At 68.5% G+C, this 6,307-nt stretch carries 9 protein-coding genes and 1 pseudogene; all 10 read left to right on the forward strand.

The window, feature by feature from the left end; all coding sequences use genetic code 11:
• Window positions 1-51: 51 nt before the first annotated feature.
• The gene (locus ACFWBT_RS26240; protein WP_385704717.1) at window positions 52-450 is read left to right on the forward strand and encodes an SAP domain-containing protein; all 399 of its coding nucleotides are present in this window, start codon (window positions 52-54) and stop codon (window positions 448-450) included.
• A gap of 1 nt (window position 451) precedes the next feature.
• Window positions 452-913: a hypothetical protein gene (locus ACFWBT_RS26245; protein WP_385704718.1), complete on the forward strand. Its 462-nt coding sequence runs from the start codon at window positions 452-454 to the stop codon at window positions 911-913.
• A complete protein-coding gene (locus ACFWBT_RS26250) occupies window positions 913-1,251 on the forward strand; it encodes a hypothetical protein (protein WP_385704721.1) in 339 nt (112 codons plus the stop codon). The genes ACFWBT_RS26245 and ACFWBT_RS26250 overlap by 1 nt, the downstream gene beginning before the upstream one ends.
• Window positions 1,252-1,352: 101 nt before the next feature.
• Window positions 1,353-1,727 carry an HK97 gp10 family phage protein gene (locus tag ACFWBT_RS26255; RefSeq protein ID WP_385704723.1) on the forward strand — a complete coding sequence of 125 codons (375 nt, stop codon included), beginning with the start codon at window positions 1,353-1,355 and terminating at the stop codon, window positions 1,725-1,727.
• On the forward strand, window positions 1,727-2,179 hold the full coding sequence (locus ACFWBT_RS26260) for a hypothetical protein (protein ID WP_385704725.1): 453 nt from the start codon (window positions 1,727-1,729) through the stop codon (window positions 2,177-2,179). Before ACFWBT_RS26255 ends, ACFWBT_RS26260 begins: the two co-directional genes overlap by 1 nt.
• Before the next feature lie 7 nt (window positions 2,180-2,186).
• On the forward strand, window positions 2,187-2,351 hold the full coding sequence (locus ACFWBT_RS26265; protein WP_385704727.1) for a hypothetical protein: 165 nt from the start codon (window positions 2,187-2,189) through the stop codon (window positions 2,349-2,351).
• Between the two features lie 3 nt (window positions 2,352-2,354).
• On the forward strand, window positions 2,355-2,915 hold the full coding sequence (locus ACFWBT_RS26270) for a hypothetical protein (RefSeq protein WP_385704729.1): 561 nt from the start codon (window positions 2,355-2,357) through the stop codon (window positions 2,913-2,915).
• A gap of 8 nt (window positions 2,916-2,923) precedes the next feature.
• A complete protein-coding gene (locus tag ACFWBT_RS26275) occupies window positions 2,924-3,346 on the forward strand; it encodes a hypothetical protein (RefSeq protein ID WP_385704731.1) in 423 nt (140 codons plus the stop codon).
• Between the two features lie 146 nt (window positions 3,347-3,492).
• Complete coding sequence (locus ACFWBT_RS26280; RefSeq protein ID WP_385704733.1) at window positions 3,493-3,627, forward strand: hypothetical protein; 135 nt, start codon at window positions 3,493-3,495, stop codon at window positions 3,625-3,627.
• A gap of 6 nt (window positions 3,628-3,633) precedes the next feature.
• Window positions 3,634-6,307 (forward strand): annotated as a pseudogene (locus ACFWBT_RS26285) (hypothetical protein); the annotation flags it as partial.

Consider the following 6,307-nt stretch of genomic DNA (forward strand, 5'->3'; position numbering starts at 1 on the left):
GGCGCCGGTGAACCGCAGACCAGAGATGAGGGCGTTGTGGACTACGAGCAGATGAGTGTGACGGAGCTGCGGGCGGAGAGCGCGCGCCGCGGCCTCGGCACCGCACGCGCCCGCGCCGACCTCATCCAGCGCCTCACCGGCCACGACGGCGAGCAGCAGCCTTCCCTTGCTGAAGGCGAGTACGTCCTGTCCGGCGAAGCGGTGCGCAAGACCGCGGTCAGCGCCGAGACGATCAGCCAGGCAGGCGCAGCCAGCGCCAGCCCCCGCGCCTTCCGTCAGGACTTCGAGGCCGAGCCCGGCGGGCCCGACGAGGAAACCCACCTCGCCCACCGGCAGGCCACCGCCCAGGCCGCCGTCGAAGCCGGGCACCTGCCCCGCGGCGACGCCCGCCTGGCAGCCACCGTCGACGGCCGCTGGGTGTACGAGGTATCCGTCAGGCAGGTGACCTGACATGGCGTGGGCCACCACCAGTGACGTCATCACCTACGCCGGACAGAACGCGACAGCAGCTCAGGTCGAGCAGGCCCAGGCCCTCGTCGAGGTGTTCGCCGACACGACCGAGGACGCCTCCGACGCGGGCAACATCAGGCCAAAGAACCTGCGCCTCCTCAAGCTGGCGGTCGCCTACCAGGCGGCATGGATCACCCAGCACCCCGACGCGTTCACCAACATCGACGTCTCCCAGGTGCAGCAGGACGGCGTCGTCGCCACCATGCAGCACAACAACGCCCTCGTCCTCGCGCCGATGGCGAAGCGCTGCATCGACCGCCTGTCCTGGCGCCGCACCCGCGCGCTCCGCATCGGCCGCATGGCCGGAGCAGGCAGCGGCATCCCGCGCCGCATGAACCTCACCAGCGTCGACGCCGACGACAACGACCCGCGCTGGCGGCCACTCGGCGGAGGTGGCTGCTGATGCTCGCTCTGGCCACGACGACCGTCAGCGTCCTCCGCGGAACAGGCGAGGACGCGTTCGGCGACGAGACCGACACGTCAACCGTCCTGAAGTCCGGCATCCCCGCCTCGCTCATCGAGTCGACGCGGACCGCACGCGAGCCCGTCACTGGCACGCCGCGGATCATCCGCACCCACGTCTGTCGGCTCCCCCCGACCACGGACGTCACCGAGGACGACCGGATCAAGGACGAACGCACCAACGAGATCTACATCGTCGTCGCCGTCACCAAGAACTCGAGCCCCGTCGTCGCGCAGCCATTGCGCGCGGACCTGAAACGCACAGGACGAGCCGCATAGCTCCGACATAGCGACACCGCCCCGCCCGGCACCACGGCCCGTAAACGGCCAGCCAGGCGAGGCAGCCAGACCCCGCCAGCCGTAGAGGAGGTGCAGGAGAGATGAGCAGTGCGTTCACGCTGACCGTCAACAGCAGTTGGCCGGACGAGATCGACACCGCCACCTCCCTCCTCCTCGACAAGCTGGCCCTGGACATCGAGTCGGATGCCCAGCGGTTCGCCGCTGTCGACACCGGGCTGATGCGGTCCCGGATCTATTACGAGGTCAACGACCTGTCGCTGCGGGTCGGGGTCCGCAATGTCGAGTACTGGATGACGGTCGAGTTCGGCTCCAGCCCGCACGTCATCACCCCACGCAACGCGAAGGCCCTGTACTGGCCGGGCGCCCGGCATCCCGTGGCCCGCGTCAACCACCCCGGCACGCCAGCTCAGCCGTTCCTGCGGCCGGCGTTGTACCGGCGACGGGAGGCGCTCTGATGGCCGTCACCCCGCAGGCCAACACGGAGCTCGTCGCGGTGGCCTGGCTGTCCTCGGCGGCCGGGATCGAGCCGGGCCAGGTCGCCACGACTCTGCCGTCGGACGCTTCGGCGTGGGAGGCCAACGGGTTCGTGCACGTCGTCGGCACGGTCGGCGGCAGCCCGCAGCTGTACTACGCGCTGCGCGAGCCGGTCGTCCAGGTCGACTGCTACGCCGTCAACCTCGCCTCCGGGAAGCCCCCGTGGGGCAGGGCCGCCAGCTTGGCGGAGCTGATCGTCGCCGCGACCTACGACCAGGCCGGACTGCAACGCGTCCTCACGCTGCGGCCGGGCTATCCCCAAGCCCGCGTTCTCACCGCGCACTTCACGTCCGAACCTCGGCGCATGCCGGGCGACGACTCGTCCTTCGCCCGCTACCAGGCCGACCTCGCCCTGCACTGGATCACCCTCTAGGAGCGCCATGCCCAAGGTCCGTACCACCATGCAGCCCCACGTCGAGCTCGAAGTCTCCGACACCGAGTACCTCGACCTGAAGCGGCAGGGCGTCCTCATCGACGAGGAGCCTGCCGCAACTCCTGCCGCCGCACCGGCCAAGACCCCCGCCGCAGCGAAGAGCAAGGAGTAGGACATGGCGGTCACCACCACCAACCTGATCATGGGTCCGGCCGACCTGTACATCGGGAACTTCGGAGCCACCGAACCCCTCGACACCGCGATCAACACGACCCCGGCCGCGTCCTCCTGGACCGACCTCGGCGGAACGCAGGACGGCGTCAAGCTCACCGTCGACCAGACGTACACGCCGCTGGAGGTCGACCAGGTCGTCGACGAGGTCGGCGGCAGGCTCACCAAGCGCCTCTTCACTATCGAGACGAACCTCGCCGAAGCCACGCTGGAGAACCTGAAGTACCTGCTCAACGACGGCACCGCCGCCTCCGGTACGGGCTACAAGTCCTTCGAGCCGGTCTACGCATCGAGCGCGACGCAGCCCACCTACCGGGCCGTCATCCTCGACGGCTACGCACCCGGCCAGTTCCGCCGCCGCTACATCATCCGCAGGTGCCTCTCCAACGACAAGGTCGAGAGCACCTACAAGAAAGACGGTCAGACCCTCTTCACCGTCAAGTGGCAGGGCTTCTACGTGTCCGCCGCCATCGCCCCGTTCAAGCTCATCGACGCCACCAGCTAGGAGCCACCGTGACCACCCGAGCGCCCAAGACCCGCACCGCTCCGGTGCCCGCCACGCCCGAAGATGACGGCGTGCTGCGCATCTCCACCGCCGCCGCCCCGCCGGTGGAGGAAGCGCGAGTACCGCTCTGCTACATCGACGACCACGAGTTCACCGTCCCCAAGCTGATCAGCCCCCGGATCGTGTACCTCGGCATCGACAAGATGCGCCAAGACGGCCCCCTGTTCGGCTCCATGTACGTAGCCGAACTCGTCCTCGGCAAGGAGCAGTACACGCGCCTCCTCGGCCACTACGAGAACGAGGACATCACCCAGGAGCAGTTCGACGAGGTCATCACGGCCGTCACCGGCCTCTTCTTCGACCAGACGAAGCGAGCCGGACGCGGCGAGGAGGAGGCGGGAAAAGCTTCGGACGTCTCACAGGACAGCTAGCCGATCACGTCTGGATCGTCGAGTACTGGGACGACATCGACGCCGACTTCCTCGCCATCTACGGCATCGACCTCGAAACCGATACGCGCCTCAACGCCCGACGCTTCCTCGCCCTCGCCGCCCGCACACCCGCCTACGACGGCGCCATGACCGCCGTCGCCACCAGCCTGAACCAACCCGCACAGGCAGCCGCACCTGCCACGCCCGAAGCCACCGACGAGGTGTCCATCGACGCCATGAACCTCGTCATCCCCGGCCTCATCGAACGCGTGGAGGTGTAACCCGGCATGAGCTTCCTTGTCGCATCCGGGCACGTCGAGGTCGAGGCCAGGACCGGCAGCGCCAAGGACGAAATCCGGGACCTCATCCGGACCATGGGCGGCCTCAGCCCATCCGCGCAGGCCGCCGCGAACGCGCTCAAGGATCTGGGCCGTCGGGCCGACCTGTCCGGCCGGGCCCTGGGCAAGATGGCCGACCGGGCACAGGACGCCGAACGATCCCTGACCGGTCTCCGCGCCGTCGCCGGAGACATCCGTGTCACCGCGGAACTCAACGACGACACCACTGCCGGCGTCGCATCGGTCCGGGCGGCGATCCGGGACCTCAAGGCGGAGGGCCCGATCCGCCTCGACGTCACGTTCAGCGGCGACAGTACGCAGATCGTCGCCTCGGCGCAGGCCATGAGGGATCTGCGGACTCACGCCCGTGACGCCGGGCAGGCCCTCGCCACACTCGCCACACGGGTACTCGCCGCGGCGGTCGCCCTGCACGAGCTGGAGAACGCCGCGCAGGGCGCCTCCCGTGCACTCCGCACCCTGCGCGGCCGGGCAGCCGCCACTGCTGCAGCCATGGGCGACCTGCGGGACACCACCGCACGAGCAGCCACCGCGCTGCGGAGCCTGACGACCCGAGCCGATTCGGCCGACGGCCGGCTCAACACTCTCTCCGACCGGTCACGGACACTGCGCCGCGACATGGACGACCTCGACGGATCCGTCCGCCGGGTCGGCGCCGGAATGGGAGGACTCCGGGGCCGCGTTGGCAGCGTCAGTTCATCCGCCGACGGGGCGGGCGACAGCGCCAACAACCTCATGGTGGCCGCCCTCAGTCTGGGGAGCGCGCTCATCCCGGTGGCCGCCGCCATGGTGCCGATCGCGGCAGGCGCGGCGGCAGCAGGAGCGGGCGTCACCGCATTCACTGTGGCCGTCATCAGCCAGATCAAATCCATGTCGGAGGCGTCGGAAGCCGCCACCAAGTACGACAAGGCCGTTGAGGGGCACGGCCAGCATTCAGCCGCGGCAGCCGAGGCGCAGGCCGCGCAGCAGCGCATCCTCAAAAAAATGCCGGCCGCCACCCGCGAGGCAGCCGCAGCGCTGACCGTCCTCAAGGACGAGTACCGCGACTGGTCCGATGCCCTGGCCTCGGACACCATGCCCGTCGTCACGAAGTCTTTGGGCCTGTTCCAGGCGATGCTGCCCCGTCTGACGCCGATCGTGCGTGGCACGTCGGAGCAGATCGACAACATGCTGAACGTCCTCGCTGGCGGCATGCAGACGTCGGGCTTCGAACGGTTCATGGACAAGCTCGCCGACTGGTCATCGGGTGCTCTGGCTCGGGCCACGTTCGGAATGGTCGAGTTCACGCAGGCCCTGGACTCCGGCGAGGTCAGCTCCAGCGTCAGCGAGTTCATGGCCTACGTCCGCGAGAACGGGCCGATCGTCGCGGAAACCCTCGGGAACCTCGCCAAGGCCGCCGTCCATCTGATCGTTGCCGCGTCCGACATGGGCGTCACCGTTCTTACGGTGGCCAACGCGCTGGCGAAGCTCGTCAACGCGGTCCCGACCGAAGTGATCAGCACGTTCCTGCAGCTGTACACGGCGTTCAAGCTTGCCAAGATGGGCGCCGCCGCACTGACCGCCGTCACCACATCACAGGCGGCGGCAGGACTGTCATCGTTCGTGCGCGCGGCCCGCTTCGGCGGTGTCGGCTCCGCCATCTCCGGCGTGACGCAGCGCATCGGCACTCTGGGCAAAGTGGCCGGTGGCCTGGGAATCCTGGGCGCTGTAGCCGTCGGCATCGACGAGCTGGCCACCAAGGCGCGGGGCGCACCGCCGGACGTCGACAAGCTCGTCACCTCGCTGAAGACGCTGGCCGCGACGGGCGAGACGACTGGCGAGCTCAAGAACACGTTCGGCAGCATGGATGACTTCATCTACAAGCTCGGCAGGATGAAGGGCGAGCAGCAGGCCCTCGACAAGGGCACCAGCTGGGCACGGATGGCGGGTGTCGGCCCGGTCCTGGACACGATCATCCCGCGCATCGACAGCCTCGTCGGAAAGTCGGGAGGCCTGGAAGCCGTCAAGGAGGACTTCAAGTCCTTCGACCAGGCGTTCGCCTCGATGGCGAGCAGCGGCTACGCCGACCAGGCAGCAGATGGCTTCAAGCGGTACGAGGAGGCACTCAAGGGGGCGGGCTACTCCCAGAAGGAGATCAACCAGCTCTTTCCCGAGTACACGGCTGCGGTCGCCGGGGTCAAGGCCGAACAGGATCTTGCTGCGGCGGGCATGGGCTTGTTCGGGCAGCAGGCCATCGACACGACGAGCAAGCTCAACGAGCAGAAGTCCGCGGCGGACGGGCTGCGTCAGGCGATCGTCGCCCTGAACGATGTGAACCGGGCGAATCTCGGCGGGATGATTGGGTTCGAGGCGTCCATCGATGCGGCGGCGAAGGCGGCCAAGGACAACGCCAACTCGCTGAAGATGGTGAACGGTGAGCTCGACCTCAACTCGCCGAAGGCGCAGGCCGCAGCGACCGCCTTGTCCGACCTCGGTGCGAAGACGGATGCGGCTACCACGGCGGCCCTCGAGGCGAACGAGCCGTGGGAGAAGGTCAACGCCACCTACGAGCGGGGCCGGACGAAGCTCATCGAGTACGGCCGCCAGATGGGGTTGAACCTGTCTC

The sequence above is a fragment of the Streptomyces sp. NPDC060027 genome (assembly GCF_042737005.1).
GTDB lineage: Bacteria > Actinomycetota > Actinomycetes > Streptomycetales > Streptomycetaceae > Streptomyces.

Coding starts and splice junctions, on each gene's coding strand:
- ACFWBT_RS26240 (WP_385704717.1), top strand. CDS start 52: ATGAGTGTGACGGAGCTGCGGGCGGAGAGCGCGCGCCGCGGCCTCGGC.
- ACFWBT_RS26245 (WP_385704718.1), top strand. CDS start 452: ATGGCGTGGGCCACCACCAGTGACGTCATCACCTACGCCGGACAGAAC.
- ACFWBT_RS26250 (WP_385704721.1), top strand. CDS start 913: ATGCTCGCTCTGGCCACGACGACCGTCAGCGTCCTCCGCGGAACAGGC.
- ACFWBT_RS26255 (WP_385704723.1), top strand. CDS start 1,353: ATGAGCAGTGCGTTCACGCTGACCGTCAACAGCAGTTGGCCGGACGAG.
- ACFWBT_RS26260 (WP_385704725.1), top strand. CDS start 1,727: ATGGCCGTCACCCCGCAGGCCAACACGGAGCTCGTCGCGGTGGCCTGG.
- ACFWBT_RS26265 (WP_385704727.1), top strand. CDS start 2,187: ATGCCCAAGGTCCGTACCACCATGCAGCCCCACGTCGAGCTCGAAGTC.
- ACFWBT_RS26270 (WP_385704729.1), top strand. CDS start 2,355: ATGGCGGTCACCACCACCAACCTGATCATGGGTCCGGCCGACCTGTAC.
- ACFWBT_RS26280 (WP_385704733.1), top strand. CDS start 3,493: ATGACCGCCGTCGCCACCAGCCTGAACCAACCCGCACAGGCAGCCGCA.